This is a genomic window from uncultured Devosia sp., assembly GCF_913055165.1.
In the GTDB taxonomy this organism is placed as follows: Bacteria; Pseudomonadota; Alphaproteobacteria; order Rhizobiales; family Devosiaceae; genus Devosia.
The window spans coordinates 15,350-37,809 of the sequence record NZ_CAJXJS010000006.1 but is presented as its reverse complement, the minus strand read 5'-3'; the positions used below and the strand labels follow the sequence as shown (position 1 = coordinate 37,809).

General features: G+C 61.8%; 25 protein-coding genes. 16 read left to right on the top strand and 9 right to left on the bottom strand.

The window, feature by feature from the left end:
* Position 1 precedes the first annotated feature (1 nt).
* Positions 2–829: an NmrA family NAD(P)-binding protein gene (locus tag QZ564_RS03700; protein ID WP_297104803.1), complete on the bottom strand. Its 828-nt coding sequence runs from the start codon at positions 827–829 to the stop codon at positions 2–4.
* 80 nt (positions 830–909) lie between these two features.
* Between QZ564_RS03700 and QZ564_RS03695 the strand changes: the two genes are divergently transcribed.
* Positions 910–1,899 carry an AraC family transcriptional regulator gene (locus QZ564_RS03695; protein ID WP_297104799.1) on the top strand — a complete coding sequence of 330 codons (990 nt, stop codon included), beginning with the start codon at positions 910–912 and terminating at the stop codon, positions 1,897–1,899.
* On the opposite strand, the gene ruvX is transcribed toward QZ564_RS03695, so the two are convergent.
* Entirely contained in the window at positions 1,896–2,348 is a 453-nt protein-coding gene (ruvX, locus tag QZ564_RS03690; protein ID WP_297104796.1) for a Holliday junction resolvase RuvX, read from the bottom strand. The genes QZ564_RS03695 and ruvX overlap by 4 nt on opposite strands.
* Positions 2,349–2,418: 70 nt before the next feature.
* Here ruvX and QZ564_RS03685 point away from each other — a divergent pair, with 70 nt between their 5' ends.
* The 7 genes from QZ564_RS03685 to QZ564_RS03655 all read left to right on the top strand — a co-directional run bounded on the left by QZ564_RS03685 (position 2,419) and on the right by QZ564_RS03655 (position 6,748).
* The gene (locus QZ564_RS03685) at positions 2,419–2,943 is read left to right on the top strand and encodes a hypothetical protein (protein ID WP_297104793.1); all 525 of its coding nucleotides are present in this window, start codon (positions 2,419–2,421) and stop codon (positions 2,941–2,943) included.
* Positions 2,944–3,027: 84 nt separating this feature from the next.
* Positions 3,028–3,315 (top strand): Asp-tRNA(Asn)/Glu-tRNA(Gln) amidotransferase subunit GatC, encoded by a 288-nt coding sequence (gatC, locus tag QZ564_RS03680; protein WP_297104790.1) that lies wholly within the window; start codon positions 3,028–3,030, stop codon positions 3,313–3,315.
* Entirely contained in the window at positions 3,316–3,798 is a 483-nt protein-coding gene (locus QZ564_RS03675; RefSeq protein WP_297104787.1) for a GNAT family N-acetyltransferase, read from the top strand.
* Complete coding sequence (locus QZ564_RS03670; RefSeq protein ID WP_297104785.1) at positions 3,795–4,253, top strand: hypothetical protein; 459 nt, start codon at positions 3,795–3,797, stop codon at positions 4,251–4,253. Before QZ564_RS03675 ends, QZ564_RS03670 begins: the two co-directional genes overlap by 4 nt.
* Positions 4,246–5,730, top strand: a complete 1,485-nt coding sequence (gene gatA / locus QZ564_RS03665) for an Asp-tRNA(Asn)/Glu-tRNA(Gln) amidotransferase subunit GatA (protein ID WP_297104782.1) — start codon at positions 4,246–4,248, stop codon at positions 5,728–5,730. Before QZ564_RS03670 ends, gatA begins: the two co-directional genes overlap by 8 nt.
* 78 nt (positions 5,731–5,808) lie before the next feature.
* Positions 5,809–6,276 carry a GyrI-like domain-containing protein gene (locus QZ564_RS03660; RefSeq protein WP_297104779.1) on the top strand — a complete coding sequence of 156 codons (468 nt, stop codon included), beginning with the start codon at positions 5,809–5,811 and terminating at the stop codon, positions 6,274–6,276.
* 154 nt (positions 6,277–6,430) lie between these two features.
* Complete coding sequence (locus tag QZ564_RS03655) at positions 6,431–6,748, top strand: hypothetical protein (RefSeq protein WP_297104777.1); 318 nt, start codon at positions 6,431–6,433, stop codon at positions 6,746–6,748.
* Positions 6,749–6,863: 115 nt separating this feature from the next.
* On the opposite strand, the gene QZ564_RS03650 is transcribed toward QZ564_RS03655, so the two are convergent.
* Together QZ564_RS03650 and QZ564_RS03645 are read right to left on the bottom strand one after the other, a co-directional pair.
* Positions 6,864–7,121, bottom strand: a complete 258-nt coding sequence (locus tag QZ564_RS03650) for a YjhX family toxin (RefSeq protein ID WP_297104994.1) — start codon at positions 7,119–7,121, stop codon at positions 6,864–6,866.
* Positions 7,122–7,295: 174 nt separating this feature from the next.
* Positions 7,296–7,988 carry a DUF998 domain-containing protein gene (locus QZ564_RS03645; RefSeq protein WP_297104774.1) on the bottom strand — a complete coding sequence of 231 codons (693 nt, stop codon included), beginning with the start codon at positions 7,986–7,988 and terminating at the stop codon, positions 7,296–7,298.
* A gap of 172 nt (positions 7,989–8,160) precedes the next feature.
* Here QZ564_RS03645 and QZ564_RS03640 point away from each other — a divergent pair, with 172 nt between their 5' ends.
* The 3 genes from QZ564_RS03640 (at position 8,161) to gatB (ending at position 10,528) form a co-directional block, all read left to right on the top strand.
* A complete protein-coding gene (locus QZ564_RS03640) occupies positions 8,161–8,430 on the top strand; it encodes a chorismate mutase (protein ID WP_297104770.1) in 270 nt (89 codons plus the stop codon).
* A gap of 9 nt (positions 8,431–8,439) precedes the next feature.
* Complete coding sequence (locus QZ564_RS03635; protein WP_297104767.1) at positions 8,440–8,949, top strand: GNAT family N-acetyltransferase; 510 nt, start codon at positions 8,440–8,442, stop codon at positions 8,947–8,949.
* Positions 8,950–9,028: 79 nt separating this feature from the next.
* Complete coding sequence (gene gatB / locus QZ564_RS03630) at positions 9,029–10,528, top strand: Asp-tRNA(Asn)/Glu-tRNA(Gln) amidotransferase subunit GatB (RefSeq protein ID WP_297104764.1); 1,500 nt, start codon at positions 9,029–9,031, stop codon at positions 10,526–10,528.
* A 2-nt stretch (positions 10,529–10,530) separates the two neighbouring features.
* On the opposite strand, the gene QZ564_RS03625 is transcribed toward gatB, so the two are convergent.
* The 4 genes from QZ564_RS03625 to purM all read right to left on the bottom strand — a co-directional run bounded on the left by QZ564_RS03625 (position 10,531) and on the right by purM (position 13,648).
* Positions 10,531–10,719: a hypothetical protein gene (locus QZ564_RS03625; RefSeq protein ID WP_297104761.1), complete on the bottom strand. Its 189-nt coding sequence runs from the start codon at positions 10,717–10,719 to the stop codon at positions 10,531–10,533.
* 264 nt (positions 10,720–10,983) lie between these two features.
* Complete coding sequence (locus QZ564_RS03620) at positions 10,984–11,874, bottom strand: DMT family transporter (RefSeq protein ID WP_297104757.1); 891 nt, start codon at positions 11,872–11,874, stop codon at positions 10,984–10,986.
* Between the two features lie 107 nt (positions 11,875–11,981).
* The gene (gene purN, locus QZ564_RS03615) at positions 11,982–12,575 is read right to left on the bottom strand and encodes a phosphoribosylglycinamide formyltransferase (protein WP_297104754.1); all 594 of its coding nucleotides are present in this window, start codon (positions 12,573–12,575) and stop codon (positions 11,982–11,984) included.
* Positions 12,572–13,648, bottom strand: a complete 1,077-nt coding sequence (gene purM / locus QZ564_RS03610) for a phosphoribosylformylglycinamidine cyclo-ligase (RefSeq protein WP_297104751.1) — start codon at positions 13,646–13,648, stop codon at positions 12,572–12,574. Before purM ends, purN begins: the two co-directional genes overlap by 4 nt.
* A 134-nt stretch (positions 13,649–13,782) precedes the next feature.
* Here purM and QZ564_RS03605 point away from each other — a divergent pair, with 134 nt between their 5' ends.
* The 4 genes from QZ564_RS03605 to QZ564_RS03590 are packed head-to-tail and all read left to right on the top strand — an operon-like array spanning position 13,783 to position 19,285.
* Positions 13,783–14,874 (top strand): AI-2E family transporter, encoded by a 1,092-nt coding sequence (locus QZ564_RS03605; RefSeq protein WP_297104748.1) that lies wholly within the window; start codon positions 13,783–13,785, stop codon positions 14,872–14,874.
* A complete protein-coding gene (locus QZ564_RS03600; protein ID WP_297104745.1) occupies positions 14,855–15,589 on the top strand; it encodes an AAA family ATPase in 735 nt (244 codons plus the stop codon). Before QZ564_RS03605 ends, QZ564_RS03600 begins: the two co-directional genes overlap by 20 nt.
* 1 nt (position 15,590) lies before the next feature.
* Positions 15,591–17,747: an RNA degradosome polyphosphate kinase gene (locus tag QZ564_RS03595; RefSeq protein WP_297104742.1), complete on the top strand. Its 2,157-nt coding sequence runs from the start codon at positions 15,591–15,593 to the stop codon at positions 17,745–17,747.
* A 2-nt stretch (positions 17,748–17,749) separates the two neighbouring features.
* On the top strand, positions 17,750–19,285 hold the full coding sequence (locus tag QZ564_RS03590; protein ID WP_297104739.1) for a Ppx/GppA phosphatase family protein: 1,536 nt from the start codon (positions 17,750–17,752) through the stop codon (positions 19,283–19,285).
* Between the two features lie 2 nt (positions 19,286–19,287).
* Here QZ564_RS03590 and rnd read toward each other — a convergent pair whose 3' ends face one another.
* Positions 19,288–20,457 carry a ribonuclease D gene (gene rnd, locus QZ564_RS03585; protein WP_297104737.1) on the bottom strand — a complete coding sequence of 390 codons (1,170 nt, stop codon included), beginning with the start codon at positions 20,455–20,457 and terminating at the stop codon, positions 19,288–19,290.
* Between the two features lie 184 nt (positions 20,458–20,641).
* On the opposite strand from rnd, the gene aspS reads away from it, so the two are divergent.
* Positions 20,642–22,432 (top strand): aspartate--tRNA ligase, encoded by a 1,791-nt coding sequence (gene aspS, locus QZ564_RS03580; protein ID WP_297104733.1) that lies wholly within the window; start codon positions 20,642–20,644, stop codon positions 22,430–22,432.
* Positions 22,433–22,460: the final 28 nt, after the last annotated feature.

Here is a 22,460-nt window from a genome sequence, read left to right as displayed (position 1 = left end):
ATCAGGCTGCCTCGGCCCAGCCGCCGGATCGGACAACGCCGCGGCAGTAGTCTGCGAAGTCACGCGGCGACCGCCCCAGCGCCTGCTGGACGCCATCTGTGAGGCTTTCGTTACGGCCATCGAAGAGTTCGCGGAACAACTCGGTGTAGAGAGTGGCGTCGTCGGGACCGATCTCGCCCGCCATGGCGGCGTGGAAGTCGTCAAGTGAGATCGGGGCGTAGGTGACTGTTCGACCGCTGGCCGCGCTGATTTCGGCAACGGCGTCGGCAAAGGTCAGGAGACGGGGGCCGGTGAGCTCATAGAGCTGGTTGTGATGACGGTCGTCGGTGAGTGCGAAAGCGGCGATTTCGGCGATGTCGCCCACGTCCACGAAGGGCTCGGCACACATGCCCGCGGGCAGGGCAATGACGCCGCCCATGACGCCAGGATACATGAGCCCTTCTGAAAAATTCTGGTTGAAGAAGGCGGCGCGAAGCACGGTGTAACCGAGGCCGCTATTGCGGAGCACATTCTCGGCACGGACGGCGCCGCTTTCGCCTCGGCCCGAAAGCAGGACCATGCGCTTGAGACCGGCTGCCTTTGCGATTTCTGCCAGAGCGGCGATATCGTCCGCGCCTTGTGGAGCGGCAAGGTCGGGGTAGTAGGCGACGAAAGCGGTTTCGACGCCGGCAAAGTGTTGGGCCCAATTGGAGCGATCCTGCCAGTCGAAGGGCAGAGCGGTGCGGCGGCCGACCGGGCGCGTGGCGCGGTTCATGGCGGCCAGATTGGCGACGACCCGGCGGCCGACCTTGCCCGAAGCACCGATGACAAGAATTGGGGTATTGGTCATGAGAAATCTCCCGTTTGCAGTTGCCGCCGAAATTTTGTGTGACCAGCCTGGACTTTCCATCGCTGTATTGCCAGATATCTATGCAGATCGTCCAAAACAAGCGCGAGCAACGACCGATGTCCGGTGTTCACTTCCAGCCGCCTGACGCCATCGATCCCCTGGGTGACGTGCTGCACATGCTGCGGCTCAACGGTACGCTCTATTGCCGGGCGGAGCTTGCCGCACCCTGGGGCGTTGCGCTGCCACAGATGGACAATTCCATGCTGTTCATCGTCATCATCTCGGGCGAGGGCTGGATGCGGCTGGCGGGCAGGCCGCCGCTGCTGGTGCGCGAGGGCAGCATGGTGGTGTTGCCGCGGGGTACGCCTGTGGACCTTGCAAGCGCCGCAGACGGGCAAGCTGTGCCACTGTTCGACCTGCCGGCGACCAAGGTCAGCGAGCGCTATGAAATGATGGAAATTGCCGGTCCGGGCGCGGTCACACGGGCGATGACGGGCGTCGTCTCGTTCGACGACGTGGCAGCGCGGCGGCTGGTTGATCTCTTGCCGGAGTTGCTGATCGTCGACCGCTGGCATGATGCCGCGGGTGGTTGGCTGCGCAGTACGCTGGATCTCATCTCGCACGAGGCAGCGGCACTCAAGCCGGGCGGAGAAGCGGTCATCACCCGGCTGGCAGATATCCTCATCATTCAGGCGATCCGCACCTGGCTCGACACGGCTGCCGAAGCGCAGACAGGATGGCTGGCCGCCTTGCGTGACGCGCAGCTGGGCCGGGCGCTGGCCGCCATTCACCGGGCGCCGGGCGATGAATGGACGCTCGAGCGACTTTCGCGGCTTGCGGGGATGTCCCGGTCGGGCTTTGCGGCGCGATTCAGCGAAATGGTTGGGCAGCCGGCGATGCGCTATCTCACGGAATGGCGGCTGCAGAAGGCCCGCCTGGCCATCGCCAACGGAAACGAACCAATCGGGCAGATCGCGCGAAAGGCCGGCTACTTGTCCGAAGCCGCCTTTGGTCGAGCCTTCAAGCAGACATTTGGCGAGTCCCCTGGCAGCCTAAGGCGTGCCGGCTAGCGGGACCGCAACCGATCCAGCGCGCCCTGGAGGATGTAGCTGGCCGCCAGCTTGTCAACGACCTCGGCGCGGCGGTCGCGGCGGAGGTCGGCCTCGATCATCATGCGGGTGACTGCAGAGGTCGACAGGCGCTCGTCCCAGAAGGCAATCGGCAGGTTGATCTTGGGCGCCAGATTGCGGGCAAAGGCGCGGGTCGACTGCACCCGCGGACCTTCGGTGCCGTCCATGTTGAGGGGTAGGCCCAGCACCAGAGCAACCACCTGGTTTTCGGAAATCAGTTCTATGATGCGCTCGGCATCCTGGGTGAATTTCGTGCGCTTGATGGTCTCGAGCGGCGTGGCCGAATAGCGCATGCCATCGGAGATGGCGACACCGATGGTCTTGGTGCCCAGATCCAGGCCCAGAATCTTGCCAGTCTCGGGAATAGCGCTCAGGGGGTCTTCGGTCACAAGGGGCTCGCGATAATGATCAGAACTGTCCTATAGGCTGGCCACGAGACTTTGGCGACGGGAAATGGACATGAAGCTCACCTGGTTTGGCAGTTCGACATTTCGGGTTCAGACGGGCGGGCAGGTGATTGCTCTTGATCCGGAGGGAGCGCCTGCGGGCGTTGATCGGAGTGAGCTTGTCAGTGGCGCCGACCGGGTCGTGAGGGCCGCTGACAGCTTGGTCGATGTCGATCCTGCCATCTGGAGGCCGCGGCCGACGGAACGGCTGCTCGATGCGGCGGACGGGTTGCGGCCGGTGGAAATCTGGTCCGTCGGCCCATCCGGGCTGTTGCTCGATGGGGATGACGATGTCCCTTTGCTGCTGTTGGGCGGACCAGTCCCGGAGCTTGGCCGGTGGGTGGAAAAGGCCGCGGTCGTGATGTTCGGCGCCGATCTGGCTGGACGATGCCATGCTTTGCTCCAAGGGCAGGCGCCCGGCCTTGTGGCGGTGGCCGGTTCGGATAGAGAAATCGATGCGGTATTCGCGGACATACCCAACCTTCTGGATGGGACGGGCCTGATCGCGCTGGAACCGGGTTTGGCAGTGGAAGCCTGATCCGTCGCATAAGGCATTTTCATTGTCATTTGCCGCATGGCGTTGCTAATAACGCGGCAACACGCCGTTTCTTGGAGTTTTTGCATGTCTGTCGACGCTGCCACCGTCAAGCGCATCGGCCGTCTGGCCCGTATCCGGATCGAAGAGGACGAGGTCGCCGGTTACCAGAATGAGCTCAATGCGATTCTGGGCTTTGTCGAGCAACTCGGCGAGGTGGATGTGGAGGGTGTGGAGGCCATGACCTCCGTGACCCCGATGACTTTGCGCCGCCGCGATGACGTGGTCACCGATGGAAACTATGCCGACAAGATCGTCAGCAACGCGCCGCTGACCGAAGACAATTTCTTCATGGTCCCCAAAGTGGTGGAATAAGTGGCCATCTCGATCGCCGTCGAATCGCCGCTGCAGGACGAAGTGCGGGCACTGGTTGCCCGGCTGAATGACCATTTGCTGCCGCTGTCGCCACTGGAATTCCAGTTCAAGATGACCGTAGAGCAGATGGCCGACAGCGCGACGACGCTGTTCGTGGCGCGCGACGAGGCCGGAAAAGCCGTCGGCATGGGCGCGCTCAAAATGCATGGCCCTGACTTGGGCGAGGTCAAGCGCATGTACACCGTACCGGAAGTGCGCGGTCAACGTGTGGGCCGGCAGTTGCTGGAGCGGATCGTGGAACTGGCGCGTGAGCGCGGGCTTCCTGTGGTGATGCTTGAGACGGGTACCGGTGACGGCATGGCAGAGGCGCATCGGCTCTATACGCGGTATGGATTCGTGCCCCGCGGACCGTTCCTCGACTATCCTGACAGCGAATGGTCGGCGTTTTTCGAGCTGCGCCTGGATGCGGAGAAGGCGGCATGAGGTGGTGGGTCGCCGCTATGCTGCTGCTGGTCGCTGCGCCCGTTTCGGCGCAGGAGGACCTGCGCATCATCCGAGACCGTCTCTACGTCTCCGATGCTTCTGCCTGCGAGGCACTCGCGGACAAGGGCGTAGACGCATGGATGGATGTGGACTTCCTTAGTCTCAGCTTTGTCGATGGTATTCAGTCCATGGAGTTCCAATGCCGCTTCTTCGAGGTGAAGGAACGCGAGGGCAGCACGCATCTGTTCATTGACGCGGTTTGCGAAGTGCCCGGGGAGGTCTATCCCGACATCCTTGCGGTGACGCCCTACACCGAAACCCAGATTCAGGTGGTGTCAGGTTATGACGCCGCCATGGCCGCTTCCGGCCAATTCGAAACCGGCAGCGAGGTTGCGACGCCCGGCGCGACGCTCTACACACGCTGCGACAATCTAAGCGAGATCCCCGTTGACTGACCTGACCAAGCTGAGCCTTGCGGATGCCCGCAAGGGCCTCAAGGACAAGAGCTTCACCGCACTCGAACTCACGGACGCCTATATCGGCGCCATCGAGAAGGCCAATCCGAGCCTCAACGCCTATGTGGCAACGACGCCCGACCAGGCGCGTGAAATGGCCAAGGCCAGCGACGAGAAGCTGGGCAAGGGGCAGGGCGGGGCGCTGGAAGGCATTCCGCTTGGCATCAAGGACCTGTTTGCCACCAAGGGCGTTCATACCCAGGCGGCCAGCCATATCCTCGATGGCTTCAAGCCCGAATATGAATCCACCGTCACTGCCAATCTGTGGCGGGATGGGGCGGTCATGCTGGGCAAGCTCAACATGGACGAATTCGCCATGGGCTCGTCCAATGAAACATCCTATTACGGCCCGGTGATCAGCCCGTTCCGGGCGGAAGGCAGCAATGCCAATCTGGTGCCGGGCGGGTCTTCGGGCGGTTCGGCGGCGGCCGTGGCGGCCTGGCTCTGCGCCGGTGCGACCGCAACCGACACGGGTGGTTCGATCCGCCAGCCGGCGGCCTTCACAGGCACTGTGGGCATCAAGCCGACCTATGGCCGTTGCTCGCGCTGGGGCACGGTGGCCTTCGCCTCCTCGCTCGACCAGGCCGGGCCGATCGCCCGAACCGTGGAAGATGCGGCGCTGCTGATGACCTCGATGTCGGGGTTCGACCCTAAGGATTCGACGAGCGTCGATATTGCCGTGCCCGACTTTGCCGCTGCGGTCGAACGCGGGGTGAAGGGTCTGACCATCGGTGTACCCAAGGAATACCGCATGGACGGCATGCCGGCCGAGATCGAAAAGCTCTGGGCCGAAGGGCTGGAATGGCTCAAGGCCGAGGGCGCGACCGTCAAGGACATTTCGCTGCCGCATACCAAGTACGCCCTGCCTGCCTATTACATCGTGGCGCCGGCCGAAGCCTCGTCGAACCTGGCGCGCTATGACGGCGTTAAATACGGGCTGCGTGTATCCGGGAAAGATATTACAGATATGTACGAACTGACCCGCGCGGCTGGCTTTGGCCGCGAGGTGAAGCGACGCATCATGATCGGTACATACGTGCTGTCTGCCGGTTACTTTGATGCTTACTACGTCAAGGCGCAGAAGGTCCGTACGCTGATCAAGAAGGATTTCGAGGACGCCTTCAAGGCGGGCGTCGACGCCATCCTGACGCCGGCGACGCCGTCGGCCGCTTTCGGCATTGGCGACGAGGCCCTGGCGAGCGATCCGGTAGCCATGTATCTCAATGACGTGTTCACCGTGACCGTGAACATGGCCGGCCTGCCCGGTATTGCCGTGCCCGCGGGCAAGGACGGGCAGGGGCTGCCCCTTGGCCTGCAGCTGATCGGCAAGCCGTTCGACGAGGAGACGCTGTTTGCTGCGGCGCGCGTGATCGAAAAGAGTGCTGGCGGGGACTTCGCACCAAAGCAGTGGTGGTGACCGAGGCGTTGACCGTGGTCAAAAAGGCCACGGTCAGGGTGGCTTAGCATCTCCGGGCGAACGCCTGGAGAGCATGACATGGTTGAATTCAAGATCATCAAGGTCTCGGAGACCCCGTATCTCTACGTCTCCAAGACCAGTTCAATGGCGCCGGAAGACATATCCCGCAAGATGGGCGAGGCCTTTCAAGAGGTCTGGGCCTTCATGGAGAGCCAGGGCATCAATCCCGCCGGAGGGGCGCTGTCCGTCTATTACGACTACTCTCCGGACAGCATGACTTTCCGCGCCGGCTTCACAGTGCGCCGGGAGGATCTGGCCAAGGCGCAAGGCGAAATACGTGGAGATGTCACGCCGGCCAGTGAGGTTCTGCACTTCCGGCACAAGGGGTCCTACGCCACGCTGCGGGACGACTACGACCTGATGATGAAGCACCTCGCGACCCTTGAGCGTGAGATGGGTACGCCGGCCTGGGAAATCTATCTCAATTCGCCAGATCAGGTGCCGGAAGCAGAACTACTGACCGACGTTTACCTGGTGCTCAAGTAGCCACCCGCCATTCGGCCAGATCGATTCCACACCAGCTCGCGCGTTCGCGGCGCTTGATTGCGCCGCCGATCCGCACTATTTGCGGCCAATGCAGAAGTTGAAACTGGTGGAGACGCGCCTCCTATCCGCGTCCGGGCCAACAGGAATAGTGCCGATGGCCGTTGATATCTTTACCTCGCTCGACTGGTCCGAGCCGCCCAAGGACATGAGCAAGCCGCTCCAGGCCCTGTGGTGGCTCAAGAAAGGCGAACTGCGCGTCGGTCCCGAATGGGAGAGGGCGCATAATATCGTCCAGTCCATGGAAGGGGTTCAGGCTTTCGACTGGGTCCATGCGCTGATGCACTGGATCGAAGCCGATATGGGCAATGCCGACTATTGGTACCGTCGTGCCGGCAAGCGCCGCGCCACCGCAAGCGTGTCCCAGGAATGGGAGCACATTGCAGCGGCGCTGAGCGAAGTGACGAAGCATTAGCCTCTTCACATCATTCCATGAGGTCGTCATCGCCGGGCTTGTCCCGGCGATCCATCTTGTGGAGGCATAGATTGCCGGGACAAGCCCGGCAATGACGAAGGCCTAGGGGGCGCAATTACCTATTGTCCAACTGGCTGCGGACCAGTTCCAGGCCGCGCCTGGTGATGCGATAGGGTTGGCCGCCTTGGGACTTGATTGCCTTCTTAGCCTTGAGCTTGTTGAAGATGAGCGGCGTGATGCCGTTCATCAACCAACCGTCGCGGTTGAAGAACTCGAAGCCGACGATCTTGCCGCGCTCGTTCTTGATGGCGGCGATGCGGCCGCCCTGAGCAAGGGCGTGCAGCACCCGCTGTTCGTCTCGTGAAATATCCATTGAAAGTCTGAAGCCTGAAGAGGCGAGCAAAAAGCTCGCGAACAATCCTGGCCGCGCTACCCTGCGGGGCAACGGCGTCCGGTTCATTCATGCCCCGTCGCGTGCGGACGGGGTCTCAGGCAATCTCAGACTGGCTAGACATATCGTTGTGCTACCGCGCGCGGCTCGTATGGGCTAGTGCCGAACGGACACAGAGGACCCCAAATTGGCGCGCCTGGTGGCAGTGGAACGGCGCAGTTGAAGGTCTTTGGACAGTACCGCGATGCCAACGCCGACATACCAGATGGTTTGGGGCCAGACGGCCAGACGTTCCATCGTGCCGCGCCCCCAGGGAACACCGCCAAGCGCGTGACCCAGACCGGCAAGCAACACGACAACGCCGACCAGAGCTGTCAGTCCGGCCAATTGCGGAGCGCTCTGGTGCAGTGTCAGCGCGAGCAGCAGAAATCCCAGCCCTGCCGCTGCGATGGAGGCGACGGCCCCGACGATATGAACGAGCATGTCGCGGTCGATCGGGAAGGCGCCAACCAGGATGGCCCCCAGACCCCCCAACGCCAAAAGTCCTAACGCCCAGGATGTGGTTTGGCCGGAAGGCCAAATCGGCCGCGTGAGCAGGATGCCAATGATAGCGGCCGCGCCATGTATGATGATGCCAAGGTTAAAGACTGCATGCAGCGGGGAGCAAACAAGATCGGTGCTGCCTGTGGTGGCGACCAGATAGACCCCGCAGTTCGATACGCCGAGAAGGCTGATGTCGTAGCGGAAGAGGTCGTGGCCCGGCGCGGCCAAATGGGCGGCCAGTTGCGCCAGAAAGAAACTGGCGCATACCACCCAGCACAGACCACCCAGCCGGACCCGATCGATCATGCCAATCTCCCGCTGATCCAACAATGCGGACCGGGGCCTTGCCGTTCCATTCGTCCCTGGTCGACGGGTTGAATTCGAGTGTGCCCCGGTGCACACCACCAAGACGATTTCGAAAGAACGGGGACCGGATGTGACCGCCAAGCGACCAGCAGAATGCCAAACCAAAGATGACGTGCGTGCCGAGATCGACCGGATCGACCGGGCGCTGCTGGCCCTTTTTGCCGAGCGCCATGCCTATGTGACGCGCATGGCCGAAATCAAGACCGACCCGCATGAGGCTTTCGATCCGGCACGGATCGAAGCGGTCATAACCAAGGTCCGGGAACGCAGTTTGGACCTTGATCTTGACGAGGATCAGGCAGAACTTATCTGGCGAACCCTGATCAGTTGGAACATCAACTATGAAAAGGGCATCATCGCGGCGCGCAAGCGGAGCAGATAGGAGGCGCGGATGACGGGCGTTCTGATACGCAAGGCGGAAATGACGGATGCCCCGCGCCTGGCAGATATCGCCTTCCGCGCCTGGGAGAATGGTATCTTCCCGATATTGAGGGACAAGCCGGGGCTCAAGGATGCAGAGCGCCGGCGGCTGTCGCAAGCTGTGGGGCAGGGTTGGCGACATACAATCGTCGCCGAACTCGACGGGGTGGTGGTTGGCTGGTGCTCTCGCGTTCCCGGCCGGAGCTATATTCCCTATCTCTTCGTCATGCCCGAGATGCAAGGACACGGGATCGGCGCGCTCCTGCTGGATCGGATGGAGACCATCCTCGAATTGCAGGGGGCCGAGCGCGTTCATCTGGAAACGCCTGCCGACCATGTCCGGGCCGTCCGATTCTACGAGCGGCAGGGTTATCGCATCCTGGCCCTGAAGCCGGATGGACGGGAGGGGCACTCGCCCTTCATGAGTGTGCATCTCGAGAAGCGGCTGCGGCCCTATGACGGAGACATTGACGAGGATTGAGGCGCGGCAGACAGTTGCAAGCCCAGGGCAACACGGCTAAGCAGTTGGCCAGATTTGCCTTGTCTTTCAGGACCGCCCAGTGACCCTCGTTGATACCCGCACCCCCGACAAGAAGCGCCTGATTTCCGGTTCGACCGGAGACTGGGAAGTGATCATCGGCATGGAGGTGCATGCGCAGGTGACCAGCGAGAGCAAATTGTTCTCGGGATCATCCACGGCCTTCGGCAATCCACCCAATGCAAATGTCAGCTTCGTGGATGCGGCCATGCCCGGCATGCTGCCAGTCATCAACGAGGAATGCGTGCGCCAGGCTGTGCGGACCGGACTGGGTCTCAAGGCCAAAATCAACAAGCGCAGCGTGTTCGACCGGAAGAACTATTTCTATCCGGACCTGCCGCAGGGCTACCAGATTTCCCAGTTCAAGGACCCGATCGTGGGTGAGGGCACGGTGCTGCTCGACGTCGATGGCGAGAAGATCGAGATCGGCATCGAGCGCCTGCATCTGGAGCAGGACGCCGGCAAGTCGATCCACGACCAGCACCCGAATATGAGCTTTGTGGACCTCAACCGGTCCGGTGTGGCGCTGATGGAAATCGTCTCCAAACCCGATCTGCGCTCGGCAGAGGAAGCCAAGGCCTATCTTTCCAAGCTGCGGACCATCCTGCGCTATCTGGGCACCTGCGACGGCAATATGGAACAGGGCTCCATGCGCGCCGACGTCAATGTCTCGGTGCGTCGCCCGGGCGGTGAATTTGGGACGCGCTGCGAAATCAAGAACGTCAACTCGATCCGTTTTGCCGGTCAGGCAATCGAATATGAAGCGCGCCGGCAGATCGACATTCTCGAAGATGGCGGTGAAATCGACCAGGAAACCCGCCTGTTCGATCCCAAGAATGGCGAAACCCGCTCTATGCGCTCCAAGGAAGAGGCGCATGACTATCGCTATTTCCCCGACCCGGACCTGCTGCCGCTCGAATTCGACGATGCGTTCATTACTGACCTAGCCGAGCACCTGCCGGAGCTGCCGGATGAAAAACAGGCTCGCTTCATCGCTGATTACGGCGTGACGGCCTATGACGCGATGGTGCTGACGCTCGATCGCGAGACTGCGGACTATTACGAGGCTTGCGTTGCCCATGGCGGCAAGAAGCGTGATGGTAAGGCCGTGGCCAATATCCTCAATGCAGACGTGGCGGCCTATGCCAACAGCCAGGGCCTGGCGGTTTGGGAAACCCATCTGCAGCCCGGCCAGATTGCCGGCCTGGTCGATCTGATTGCCGCCGGGACGATTTCCTCCAAGGGCGGCAAGGACGTGCTGCAAATCCTGATCGCCGAGGAGCATGAGGGCGATCCGGCCGAGATCGTCGAGCGCCGTGGACTCAAGCAGGTTACCGATCTGGGCGCGATCGAGAAGATCGTCGATGAAATTATCGCCGCCAATCCCGAGCAGGTCGAGAAGGTCAAGGCCAAGCCGACCATGATTGGCTGGTTTGTCGGCCAGGCCATGAAGGCCTCAGGCGGCAAGGCCAATCCCCAGGCTCTCAACGAGCTGATGAAGAAGAAGCTCGGGATCGAATAGTCTCAGGGCGCGGTGTTGTCGCTGCGCTCCCTTGGGTCCTTATCATTCGGCGTTTCGCTATCCTGTTCCCGCCGCAGCGGTGTGATGCGGGGATTATCCGTGTCATCGGTCGGCAGGTGCTTTGGCATGGCCGGCACCTGCTCGGGCGTGATGTCCCGGTTTTCCGGGCGACGTTCAAGCGGATCTGGCATTCACACCTCCCTTGGCCGGGGGTCGTGGCCGGGATCGGGGGGAATCTCCGGGGCCGGCGAGGGCCAAGGGTCCTCCACGGGCTGATCGGGCGTTGGAACTTCCGAGGGTTGCGGTGGCACCGGATCGGCAGGTTGCGGCTGAGGGGGCTCCGGCTGCGGGACGATTTCGGGCGTCGGGCGGGGATCGATATCGGGTCTGGGATCTGGCATAGCGGTTCTCCTGCCCGCCAACGTGAGGCCAGGCAGGAGAGTTCCATCGACCCGTCAGACGGGGACGCGACGCCAGACGGCGCGGATGCGCCCATCAATAAACAGCAAGCCGAAAAAGATCACCAACATGCCCAGGAGCTGGATCGGCAGGATCGTTTCTCCCAGTACGGTGACACCAATGATCAGCGCCGAGATCGGGGCGATGAAGGTGGTGGTCGCGAAATTGGTGGCGCCGACGCGCGGCAGGATACGGTACATGATCTGGAAGGTGAAGGCCGTAGAGAGCAGCCCGATGGCAAGGGCTGCGCCCCAAGTTTCCGGCCGTGTCATGACCGGTGCGCCTTCATTGAGGAAGGCCACGGGTATGGCGACGACGGCGGCGCCGGTGAGCGCGATCGCGGCGAAGGCGGTCGGTTCGACATGCTTGAAGCTGCGGGTTATGTTGAGGGTCAGCGCGTAGCAGAGGGTGGCGCCAAGGCATGCCATCACGGCCCAGAGTTGTGTTGTGCCCCCCGCTGACAAGGCCGGAGAGACCAGAATCGCCGCCCCGATGAATCCGAAGCCGACACCGGCGAATTTCGTCGGTGTCGCCTTCTCGCCGCCAATCCAGAAATGGGAAATGACCGCGGTGACCATGGGGGTCAGGGCGTTGATGATGGCGGCGATGCCGCTGGCCAGATGCGCCTGGGCCAGGGGAAACAGCGCGAAGGGAATGGCATAGGCGATGACGCCGAGGCCCGCCAGCTGCAGCCAGAGCCTGGGATCGCGCGGGATGGGCTTGCGCAGGGCGAGCATGACGGCCCAGCACCCGAGGGCACCAATGCCCACGCGCAGCGAAGTGACCCAGAGCGGGCCCAATTCGCGGATCAGGACGGCATTGAAGACAAAGGAGCAGCCCCAGATGGCGCCAAGCAGAACAATCCAGAACCAGTCACGCAGACTCATCTCGCCAATCCTTTAAGTGAAGGACGGCACGCTACGCCCGACCGGAACAAAGGTCGAACCGATTTTGACGATGGGCGCCATCAATTGCTGTGATGGGTTGACTTGGCTCAGCCAGTGTAGCTGACTTCGCCTCGGGCTAGCTTGGCCAGTGCCTCGGGGTAGGCCCGATGCTCTTCAACCAGAATGCGCGCTGCCAATGTCTCGGCGGTATCACCCGGCATAACAGGAACCCGGCGTTGCAAGATGGCTGGCCCCGCATCCAGATCCGCGGTCACCCAGTGCACGGTACAGCCGCTCTCGCTTTCTCGGGCGTCCAAAGCCTGTTGCTGAGGGTGCAGGCCCTTGAATTTGGGAAGTAGGGAAGGGTGGATGTTGAGCATACGCCCAGTCCACCGCTCAGCAAAATCCTTGCTAAAGATACGCATGAAGCCAGCAAGGCAAACGAGATCAGCAGCCCAAGCGGTGAGTGCTCTCTCGATCTCTGCGTCAAAGGCCTCGCGGCTCGCATAGTCCCTGTGTGAGACGGATGCGGTTGGGATACCGTTTTGACGGGCGAAGTCGAGGCCGGCGGCGTCCGCCTTGTTGGACAGTACGCCGACAATCTCGGCCGGATAGTCCGGTGCCTTGGCGGCCTCGATGAGCGCAGCCATGTTGGAGCCGCGGCCTGAGATGAGGATGGCGACGCGCTTTTTCGTCGTCACAGCGCCAGCTTGCCCCGGAAGGTGACCGGTTCGCCGGAACGTTCAGTCAGCTTGCCAACGATAGCAGCGGTTTCGCCCAAAGCGGTGAGGCTGGCCACCAGCTTGTCCGCATCTTCTGGAGTGACGGCCACGAGCATACCGACGCCGCAATTGAAAGTGCGCAGCATCTCGCGCTCGCTCATGCCGCCTGCCTTGGCGAGCCAGCCAAAGACGGCAGGTACGGTGACTGCGCCAAGGTCGATATCGGCCGCGAGCTCTTCGGGCAGCACGCGCGGAATATTGTCGATGAAGCCGCCGCCGGTGATGTGGGCCAGGGCCTTGATGCCGATGCCATCGCGAATGGCAGCCAGCAGGGGCTTAACATAGATGCGGGTTGGCTCCAGCAGCGCTTCGGCGAGCGTCTTGCCCTTGGCGAACGGAGCGGCAGCGTCCCAACCCATGCCGGACATCTCGACGACCTTGCGGACAAGAGAATAGCCGTTCGAATGGACGCCAGAGGATGCGACAGCCACCAGTACGTCACCAGCAGCAATGTCCTTGCGCGGGAGCAGGGCGTTGCGCTCGGCAGCACCGACGGCGAAACCGGCAAGATCATAGTCATTGCCGTGATACATGCCTGGCATTTCGGCGGTTTCGCCGCCGATTAGGGCGCAGCCGGCGAGTCGGCAGCCCTGAGCGATGCCCTCTACGATGGCGGTACCTTGGGCCACGTCGAGCTTGCCGGTAGCCAGGTAATCGAGAAAGAACAGCGGCTCGGCACCCTGCACGATGAGGTCGTTGACGCACATAGCCACGAGGTCCTGGCCGATGGTGTCGTGCTTGCCGGTGTCGATGGCGATCTTGAGCTTGGTGCCCACGCCGTCATTGGCGGCAACCAGAACCGGATCGACAAAGCCCGCTGCCTTGAGATCGAACAGGCCGCCGAAGCCGCCGATCTCGCCGTCGGCACCCGGACGACGCGTGGAGCGTACCGCCGGCTTGATGGCTTCGACCAAGGCATTGCCCGCGTCGATATCTACGCCGGCCTGCTTGTATGACAGCCCATTTGATGGCAGGTTTTGGGGGTCGGACATGAGCCTTCTTGCCATGCTGGGGATTGCGGGCGGAAACTCTCGCGCGCGACCCGGGTTGGTTGATATTTTCGGTGCTGGCCGTTAGACGGCCTGATAGCTTTTCGATTACCTGGACGCAAGGGCTGCCCGGCTTCATGGCACTCAGAAATCAAGTGGTCATCTGGATCGGGCTTCTGCTCGCGCTTATCCTGTCACTCTGGATCTTCCGCGGCGTATTGCTGCCTTTTGTGGTTGGCGCCGCTCTGGCCTATCTCCTGAACCCGCTGGTCAACCAGTTGCAGAAGTGGCGATTCAATCGCGTCTGGGCGACGGTAGTGGTGCTGTTCAGCGTGCTGACCGTCATCGTCAGCGTGTTCTTCATGTTCGTGCCGCTGATCGGCCAGCAGATCATCGGCCTGATCCAGCGCCTGCCGGGCTATGTGGGTGACTTGCAGGAACTTGCGGTCGCCCTTTCGCCCGAGATCAACGAGTGGCTTGGGCCAGGGCGGGCCGAACAGTTCCAGTCGAGCCTCAACGATCTGGCGCGCCAGGCGCTCGGCTTCATTGCGACCCTGCCGGCCGAACTGGTCAATATCGGTCTGACGGGCGCTGCCGTTGTCGGCTTTACCGTATTGGCGCCGGTGGTGGCTTTCTATCTCCTGCTGGACTGGGAAGGCATGGTGCGCGGCATCGATGAGCTGCTGCCCAAGCAGCACAAGCGGGAAGTCAAAGGGATCCTGCGGGAGATCGACAAGTCCATGGCCGGCGTGATTCGTGGGCAGGGCAGTGTGCTGCTGCTTGACGCGGCGTTCTACGCGACGGCCTTGAGCCTGGTGGGGCTCAATTACGGCCTGGCTGTCGGCCTGATTGGCGGGCTCCTCAGCTTCATTCCCTTTGTCGGCTTCACGGTCGGGCTTGGCCTGTCCGTCGGCATTGCCATCGTGCAGTTTTCGCCGAACTGGTGGATGGTGGTGTTGGTGGCCAGCATCTATCTGTTCTGGCAATTCATCGAGGGCAACATTCTCTACCCCAAGCTCGTTGGGTCCTCGATCAACATCAACCCGGTTTGGATGATGTTCGCTTTGCTGGCCCTGGGCGCCGTGTTCGGATTTGTCGGCCTTCTGCTGGCCGTGCCAATGGCGGCCATAGCCTCCGTGCTCGTGCGTTATGGCGTGCGCAAATACAAGGAAAGTACCCTCTATCTGGGCCCCAAGCGGGCCGCGCCCAATGACGATGCCGCTTCCTGACCTGGGGCCGCGGCAGTTGCCGCTCGACTTCGAGCATGAACCGTCTCATGCCGAAGATGACTTTCTGGTGGGCGCGGGCAATGCACTTGCACATGCGCGCATCCTGGCCTGGCCGCATTGGCCGGATGGGGTGACGCTCGTTGTCGGGCCGCCGGCGTCGGGGAAGTCGCATCTGGCCAGAATCTTCCTCGAGCGGAGCGGCGCTATTGCGGTCACACCCGATAGCATCACCACAATTGCCTCTGCACCGGGGCGCGAGGCTCTGCTGGTCGAAGACGTGGATCGGCTCGCCTATGACGAGCACCATCTGTTTCACCTGCTCAACCAAGCCATACGCGGCGAGCGCACGATGCTCCTCACCGCTCGGGAAGAGGTTGCGCACTGGCCGTTGCGGACCGATGATGTGCGTTCGCGGGTGCGCCGGGCACCGGAGTTCCGTCTCGAGATCAGCGACGACATCGAGTTGTCACAGATGTTCGTGAAATTGTTCGGTGATCGACAGATCAAGGTGGACCCCAGGGTGATCGGCTATATCGTCCCGCGCATGGAGCGCAGTTCGGAGGAGGCCGCGATCCTGGTGGACCTGATGGACAGGTTGGCTCTTGCAAAAGGGTCAGCCATTACCCGCACAATAGCGTCGGAAGCCCTGGTGATGCGCAAAAATGCGCACGGGCTGGACCGGCGACAGGATTGGGACGCTGAAACCGATGAATGAGATGAGCGATATCGCCGAGACCGAAGGGTCGGTGCCGGACATTGAGGCATTGCGCAGCAGTCCGGCCCGCTTCGTCAACCGCGAGGTCAGCTGGCTGCAATTCAATATGCGGGTGCTCGAAGAGGCCGGCAATGAGGCGCATCCGCTGCTTGAGCGGCTTCGTTTTGTGTCGATCTCGGCCAACAATCTGGACGAGTTCTACATGGTCCGCGTCGCTGGTCTCAAGGGCCAGATCCGCGCCGGAATGACCAAGCAGAGCGCGGATGGACTCTCCCCCGCCGAGCAACTCGAGGAAATCGCGACCCTCGCCCAGCACCTGCAGCTTGAGCAGCAGGACCACTGGAAGGATTTGCGCGAAGAGCTGTTCGCCCAGAATGTGGTCATTCATGAAGCCGATGACCTGACCAGCGAGCAAATCGCCTATCTTCAGAAGCTGTTCCGGGAAGAAATTTTTCCGGTCCTGACCCCGATCGCCGTCGATCCTGCGCACCCATTCCCCTTCATCCCCAATCTGGGCTTGGCTTTGGCCTTCGAACTCAAGCGGCCCAACAGCGACCAGCATTTGACGGCTTTGGTTCGCATTCCCGGCAATCTGGATCGTTTCATCAACCTGCCAGGCAGCCTCGTCTCAGAAGGCCGTTCCGAGGTCGTGACGATCGACACACTGGTCAAGTTGTTCTTCCACAAGATGTTTCCGGGCCATGAGGTGGTCGGCTCCGGCGCATTCCGGATCATCCGCGACAGCGAAATCGAAATTGACGACGAGGCCGCCGATCTGGTCGTGGAGTTCGAAAGCGCTTTGCGCCAACGTCGCCGTGGTCAGGTCATTCGCCTGGAGATTGAACGCTCCATGCCCCGCGCCTTGAAGCGGCAGATTGGCGAACAGCTCGGCGTCAAGGAAGCCGATGTGTTCGAAGTGCATGGCTTTCTGGGCCTGGCCGACGCGCGCAAGATTTGCGACGTGGATCGTCCGGACCTCAAATTTCCGCCCTATCTTGCGCGTTTTCCAGAACGCATCCGGGACTATAACGGCGACAGCTTTGCCGCCATCCGCGCCAAGGACATTCTGGTGCACCACCCGTTTGAGAGCTTCGACGTGGTGGCGCAGTTCCTGATGCAGGCGGCTCGCGACCCGGATGTGGTGGCGATCAAGCAGACGCTGTATCGCACCTCGTCAGACAGCCCGATCGTCAAGGCGCTGGTCATGGCCGCGGAAGCGGGCAAGTCCGTCACCTGCCTGGTCGAGCTCAAGGCGCGGTTCGACGAGGAGGCCAATATTCGCTGGGCGCGTGACCTGGAACGTGCCGGTGCGCAGGTGGTGTTCGGCTTTGTCGAGCTGAAGACCCACGCCAAGCTCAGCCAGGTGGTGCGCCGCGAAAAAGGCAAGCTGGTGAGCTACTGCCATATCGGCACCGGCAATTACCACCCGATCACTGCCAAGATTTACACCGACCTCAGCTACTTCACCATCGACCCTGCCATCACGCGCGATGTGGCACGGGTGTTCAATTTCATCACCGGCTATGCCCGTCCCACGGAACTTGAGACGATTGCCGTTTCGCCGGTCAATCTGCGGCAAACCCTGGTCGACAATATCGCCCACGAGATCGAACTGGCACGCAACGGGCAGCCTGCACGCATTCTGCTCAAGATGAATTCTCTGGTGGACCCGCAGGTCATCGATGCGCTCTACGACGCCAGCCAGGCCGGTGTGAAGGTCGATCTGATCGTGCGGGGCATTTGCTGCCTCAGACCCGGGATTCCGGGCTTCTCGGACAATATCCGGGTCAAATCGGTCGTCGGTCGCTTCCTCGAACACAGCCGCATCTACTGCTTCGGCAATGGCGAACCGATGCCGTCGCCGCGAGCCAAGGTCTATATTTCTTCGGCCGATATCATGGGCCGCAATCTCGATGGTCGTGTCGAAACCCTGGTCCCGATCCTCAACGAAACGGTGCACAAGCAGATCCTGGACCGCATAATGGTTGCCTATCTCAAGGATAACCAGCAGAGCTGGGAAGTGCTGCCTGATGGCAGTTCGCACCGTATAAGGGTGGCTGAAGGGGAGGAGCCCTTCAACGCCCATGACTACTTCATGACCAATCCCTCACTGTCCGGCCGCGGCAGTGCGGGCATGTCGGAGAGCGACGAGGATTGAATTTGACACAGTTCTGGGGCGTCGATGCCGATCCAACTGCGCAGGGGCGCATAAAGGGAGCTCGTCCTGTTGCGGTCCTCGACATCGGCTCCAACTCGGTGCGCCTGGTGGTTTATGAACGCCATGCGCGGGCGCTGACCCCGCTCTACAACGAGAAGGCAGCCTGCGCCCTCGGGCGGGGCATGGCCCAAACCGGACGACTGGCCGACGCCAACATGGCCAAGGCGCTCGAAGCCATGAAGCGCTTTGCGCTCGTGGCGCGCATGATGCGGGTCGGCAAAGTCTATATTCTGGCCACGTCTGCGGTACGTGACGCGGCCAACCGCAACGAGTTTGTCTCCGCAGTCGAAGCGATCATGGATGCGCGCGTCCGCGTCCTGAGTGGAGAGGAAGAGGCACACTATGCCGCGCTGGGCGTGGTTGCGGGCATTCCCGGGTTCTGTGGCGTTGTCGGTGATCTTGGCGGCGGCAGTCTTGAGCTTTCCGATATCGCCAACGGACTGGACACCAATGGTGAGAGCTTCGAGCTGGGCGTTATCCGATTGCAAGACGATGCTGACAGCTCGCCCAAGAAGGCCGCGAGCCTGGTCCGGAGCCGGCTGGAAAACTCCATACTGGGGAAGGCTGAGCCCGGGTCGCGATTCGCTGCTATTGGCGGCACCTGGCGATCCCTTGCCAAACTGCACCAGGCAGTTCGGGAATATCCCCTCCATATGGTGCAGGACTATGTGGTGCCGGCGAACGAAATGATCGCCTTCTGCGAGGAGATCGTGTCTGCCGATGCCCTCAAGGGCTATCCCGGCTCAGGCAATGTCAGCAATTCCCGGCGCGAACTGGTGCCATTCGGCGCGGCAGTGCTGGCCGAAATTCTGCGGGCAGGGCGGTTCGATAGCGTCGTATTCTCGGCATTGGGCGTGCGCGAAGGCTATCTCTTCGGCATGCTCGACGAGCGGGAACGGGGTATCGATCCGCTTATCCAGGGCGCAGAAGAGCTTTCAATCCTGCGGTCCAGGTCGCCCGCGCATGCCAATGACCTGGTTGAGTTTACAGCCCAATATTTCGCCGCGATCGGCGCTGAGGAAACGCCGGAAGCAGCGCGTCTGCGGGTGGTTGCCTGCCTGCTGGCCGATATCGGCTGGCGTTCGCATCCTGATTACCGAGGACCGCAAAGTGTGGACTCGGTGGCTTATGGCTCGTTGACCGGCATAGACCATCCTGGGCGCTCCTTCCTGGCGCAGGCCCTGGCAGTGCGGTATGACGGCCTCAAGTCCAAGGCCGCACAGGTGCTGGTGCCACTCGGCTCGGAGGACTTGACTGCCCGCGCACGGCTGATCGGGTCGATGATGCGTGTCGCCTACCCGATGACCGCTGCAATGCCCGGGGTATTGCCACGCACCCGGTTCAGCGTCGACGGGGAGACGCTGGTGCTGAACCTGCCGGCCGATTTTGCGTTCCTCGACGGCGACCACCTGCGTAATCGCCTGCGTCAGTTTGCCGAAGTCGCTGCCCACCCAAGCTGGCGCGTGGACGTCGGATAAGCCTATTCGGCGGCCTCGGCCTGGCTGACCGGAAATTCCACGATACCCTTGCGGGTGGCAATCAGCCCAATCCGGCCATGCTTGATGGCCAGGGCCTTTTCACCGAACAGCTTGCGCCGCCAACCTTTGAGTGCGGGCACATCGGCATCGTCATCCAGCACGAGGGCGTCGATTTCATCAGACGTCGCGATGATGCGCGCGGCGACGCCATGCTGTTCGGCGACGGCCTTGAGGAGAACGCGGACCAGGTCGCCGACCGCACCTTTGGGTGAGGGCCCCCGATAGCGCTCCGGCAGGGTCGGCAGCGCCGATTTTGGGAGCGCATCCACTTCCTTGAGCAGCGCGATGATCTCTCCCGCGGCACTGCTGCGGCCAAAGCCGCGAGGCACGGCGCGCAGCTTCTCGAAGGCGTCGGGGGTGAGGGGGCGCTGGGTCGCCAATTCTGCCAAGACGTCGTCCTTGAGAATGCGGCTGCGTGGCTGATCGCTGTCCTGGGCGCGCTGCTCGCGCCATTTCGCCAGAACCTTGATGGCCGCCAGGTCGCGGGGGCGGTTAAACCGCATCTTCACTCGCTCCCAGGCCTGCTCTGGACGCACGACATAGGTGTCGATGCTCCGCAAGGTGGTCAGTTCGTCCTCCACCCAGTCCCAGCGACGCGTTGCTTCGACCTGCTTGCGCAACTCCCGGTAGATGTCGCGCAGATAGGTAACGTCGGCGATGGCGTAGGTACGCTGCTTTTCGGTGAGCGGCCGGGCCGACCAATCGGTAAAGCGGGACGACTTGTCCAGTTCGACCTTGCAGATGGCGCGGACCAGGCTGTCATAGGAGGCGCTGTCGCCGAAGCCGCAAACGCTGGCCGCGACTTGCGTATCGAAGATATTGTGCGGCACCGCGCCCGTGAGCTTGACGAAGATTTCCACATCCTGCCGGGCCGCGTGGAAAACCTTGGTGACGTTCGGATTGGCCAGAAGCGCAAAAAAGGGCGCCAGCTTGATGTCGGGCGCGAGGGGGTCAATCAGCACAGCCTCGTCGTCGGTTGCCACCTGAACCAGACAGAGACGGGGCCAGTATGTCGTTTCCCGCAGGAACTCGGTGTCGACCGTCACAAACTCGAACTGGGCAGCGCGCTCGCAAAAGGCCGCCAGCGCCTCTGTGGAAACAATGAGGTCCATACGTCATACCGTCTCAAAATCGTCACTATTCTTCCTAGCAGGTGCGCCGGGATTGCTCCACCTTGGATTTTTCGAGCGGTGAACGGGCCGCCGGGGTTGAGCGCTGATGCTTGACAAGTTTGCCCCGCCATGCGCTTTTCCCGCGCAAGATTCCGGCCTTTCTCTAGCATTTTCGAGACCTGACATGACCCTCCATCGCTACCGTTCCCACACCTGTGGCGCCCTTTCGGCGGGCGATGCCGGCAATAATGTACGCCTGTCTGGCTGGGTGCACCGCGTCCGAGATCACGGCGGGTTGTTGTTCATCGATCTGCGGGACCACTATGGCATCACGCAGTGCGTCGTTGACCCGGATTCCGCCGCCTTTGCCGACGCTGAGAAGGTGCGCTCGGAATGGGTGTTGCGCATCGACGGCGAGGTCAAGCCGCGCGATGTCGCGGCGGTGAACCCCAATATTTCGACCGGTGCCATCGAGGTATTTATCCGCGAAATCGAAGTTCTCTCGGTGGCCAAAGAATTGCCGTTGCCGGTGTTTGGTGACGCCGAATACCCCGAGGACATCCGGCTGCGCTATCGCTTCCTCGATCTTCGGCGCGAGAAGTTGCACGCCAATATCGTCAAGCGCACCAAGATCATTTCGGCCATGCGCGCCGGGATGGGTGACGCTGGCTTCACCGAATTTTCCACGCCGATCCTGACGGCATCGTCGCCCGAGGGTGCGCGTGACTTCCTGGTGCCCAGCCGCATCCATCCTGGCAAGTTCTTCGCCCTGCCGCAGGCCCCGCAGCAATACAAGCAGTTGCTGATGGTGGCTGGCTTCGACCGCTATTTCCAGGTTGCACCCTGCTTCCGCGACGAGGACCCGCGCGCCGACAGGTTGCCCGGTGAATTCTACCAGCTCGACCTCGAGATGAGCTTTGTGACCCAAGAAGACGTGTGGAACACGGTCGAGCCGGTCATGACCGAGGTGTTCGAAAAGTTCGCAGATGGCAAGCGGGTGACCAAGGGCTGGCCCCGCATCCCCTATGCCGAAGCCATCCGCAAATATGGGTCGGACAAGCCAGACCTGCGCAACCCGATCGAGATTCAGGCCGTGACTGAGCATTTTGCCGGATCCGGTTTCAAGGTCTTTGCCAACCAGATCGAGGCCGATCCGAAGGTCGAAGTCTGGGCTATCCCGGCCAAGAACAAGGCCGGCGCCGAGCCGATCGGTCGCGCCTTCTGCGATCGCATGAACGCCTGGGCGCAGGGTGAGGGGCAGCCGGGCCTGGGCTACATCTTCTTCAAGGAAGGGCAGGGCTCGGGACCGATCGCCAAGAATATCGGCGAGGAACGCGCTGCCGCACTCAAAGCCCAGCTTGGACTGGAAGACGGCGACGCGGTCTTCTTCGTCGCGGGCCGTCCGGAGAAGTTCTACAAGTTCGCCGGTGAAGCCCGGACCAAGGTCGGTACGGATTTGGGTGTTGTGGACACTGATCAATTCGCGCTGTGCTGGATTGTCGATTTCCCCTTCTACGAATGGGACGACGAAGAAAAGCGCGTAGATTTTGCCCACAACCCGTTCTCCATGCCGCAGGGTGGGCTGGACGCGTTGAACTCGGAAGATCCGTTGTCGCTCAAGGCCTATCAATACGATGCGGTGTGCAACGGTTTCGAGATTGCTTCGGGGTCGATCCGTAACCAGGAGCCCGAGACGATGATCAAGGCCTTCGAACTGACTGGCAAATCGCGCCAGGAAGTTGAGGAGCAGTTCGGCGGTCTCTACCGGGCGTTCCAGTATGGTGCACCGCCGCACGGCGGAGCGGCATTTGGTATCGACCGCATCGTGATGTTGCTCTGTGGCGTGCAAAACCTGCGTGAAATCACCGCGTTCCCGATGAACCAGCAGGCGGAGGATCTGCTGATGGGCGCGCCGAGCGCGGCTGCCCCCAAGCAGCTCCGCGAACTCAGCATCCGGTTGAACGTTCAGAGCTGACGGCTCCAAAGCAGACCACCACTGTGAT

Excerpts from the sequence above, each read along its gene's own strand:
- QZ564_RS03700 (WP_297104803.1), bottom strand. The coding sequence starts at position 829 with ATGACCAATACCCCAATTCTTGTCATCGGTGCTTCGGGCAAGGTCGGC.
- QZ564_RS03695 (WP_297104799.1), top strand. The coding sequence starts at position 910 with ATGCAGATCGTCCAAAACAAGCGCGAGCAACGACCGATGTCCGGTGTT.
- QZ564_RS03685 (WP_297104793.1), top strand. The coding sequence starts at position 2,419 with ATGAAGCTCACCTGGTTTGGCAGTTCGACATTTCGGGTTCAGACGGGC.
- gatC (WP_297104790.1), top strand. The coding sequence starts at position 3,028 with ATGTCTGTCGACGCTGCCACCGTCAAGCGCATCGGCCGTCTGGCCCGT.
- QZ564_RS03670 (WP_297104785.1), top strand. The coding sequence starts at position 3,795 with ATGAGGTGGTGGGTCGCCGCTATGCTGCTGCTGGTCGCTGCGCCCGTT.
- QZ564_RS03660 (WP_297104779.1), top strand. The coding sequence starts at position 5,809 with ATGGTTGAATTCAAGATCATCAAGGTCTCGGAGACCCCGTATCTCTAC.
- QZ564_RS03655 (WP_297104777.1), top strand. The coding sequence starts at position 6,431 with ATGGCCGTTGATATCTTTACCTCGCTCGACTGGTCCGAGCCGCCCAAG.
- QZ564_RS03650 (WP_297104994.1), bottom strand. The coding sequence starts at position 7,121 with ATGGATATTTCACGAGACGAACAGCGGGTGCTGCACGCCCTTGCTCAG.
- QZ564_RS03645 (WP_297104774.1), bottom strand. The coding sequence starts at position 7,988 with ATGATCGATCGGGTCCGGCTGGGTGGTCTGTGCTGGGTGGTATGCGCC.
- QZ564_RS03635 (WP_297104767.1), top strand. The coding sequence starts at position 8,440 with ATGACGGGCGTTCTGATACGCAAGGCGGAAATGACGGATGCCCCGCGC.
- QZ564_RS03625 (WP_297104761.1), bottom strand. The coding sequence starts at position 10,719 with ATGCCAGATCCGCTTGAACGTCGCCCGGAAAACCGGGACATCACGCCC.
- QZ564_RS03620 (WP_297104757.1), bottom strand. The coding sequence starts at position 11,874 with ATGAGTCTGCGTGACTGGTTCTGGATTGTTCTGCTTGGCGCCATCTGG.
- purM (WP_297104751.1), bottom strand. The coding sequence starts at position 13,648 with ATGTCCGACCCCCAAAACCTGCCATCAAATGGGCTGTCATACAAGCAG.
- QZ564_RS03605 (WP_297104748.1), top strand. The coding sequence starts at position 13,783 with ATGGCACTCAGAAATCAAGTGGTCATCTGGATCGGGCTTCTGCTCGCG.
- QZ564_RS03600 (WP_297104745.1), top strand. The coding sequence starts at position 14,855 with ATGACGATGCCGCTTCCTGACCTGGGGCCGCGGCAGTTGCCGCTCGAC.
- QZ564_RS03595 (WP_297104742.1), top strand. The coding sequence starts at position 15,591 with ATGAGCGATATCGCCGAGACCGAAGGGTCGGTGCCGGACATTGAGGCA.
- rnd (WP_297104737.1), bottom strand. The coding sequence starts at position 20,457 with ATGGACCTCATTGTTTCCACAGAGGCGCTGGCGGCCTTTTGCGAGCGC.
- aspS (WP_297104733.1), top strand. The coding sequence starts at position 20,642 with ATGACCCTCCATCGCTACCGTTCCCACACCTGTGGCGCCCTTTCGGCG.